Source organism: Pseudomonas guariconensis (assembly GCF_015680235.1).
In the GTDB taxonomy this organism is placed as follows: domain Bacteria; phylum Pseudomonadota; class Gammaproteobacteria; order Pseudomonadales; family Pseudomonadaceae; genus Aquipseudomonas; species Aquipseudomonas guariconensis_A.
The window spans coordinates 1-463 of the sequence record NZ_JADLJL010000086.1 but is presented as its reverse complement, the minus strand read 5'-3'; the positions used below and the strand labels follow the sequence as shown (position 1 = coordinate 463).

Sequence of the window (463 nt, the reverse complement as noted above, 5' to 3'; positions counted from 1 at the left end):
CACGCCTGAGGTTGTCCGGTGCAAGCACCCGCTCCATCAGCGTGTCCGGCTCCGCGTTCGTCCACGTCGCTGACGCCGCCGGCACCTTTGCGCTGTCAGGCGTCATCCTTGGCTTCTGGCCTGGACTCAGAGTGACAGTTTCCGCTGTGGGAAATTTCTGCATTACGGCTACCAACGAGACAGTGACACCTACTAGCGGCATAACCTGTTCGGCCCTTGGTGGCGCGGTTAACTGCCACTTACTACGGCTTCGGCTGACTTCTGCACGCTCATTCCGTCGCCTCTCGACGCTCGGTAGCACAGGGCAAACGTGCAGATCTCCCAGGGTAATTCGCGTGACCTTCCTGCTTATGCCTGTCGGATCTACGTCACAGCGTTCCGTGCAAGTATTGGGCTTTGACGATCATAGCCGTCTTACCCCGCTGCGCCGCCTAATCCGCTTCCTGTACGTCAGACCAGCATT

General features: G+C 59.0%; 1 pseudogene. It reads right to left on the bottom strand.

Annotated elements, in window-relative coordinates:
- Nucleotides 1-202, bottom strand: a pseudogene (locus IRZ56_RS23220) (group II intron reverse transcriptase/maturase); the annotation flags it as partial.
- Nucleotides 203-463 lie beyond the last annotated feature (261 nt).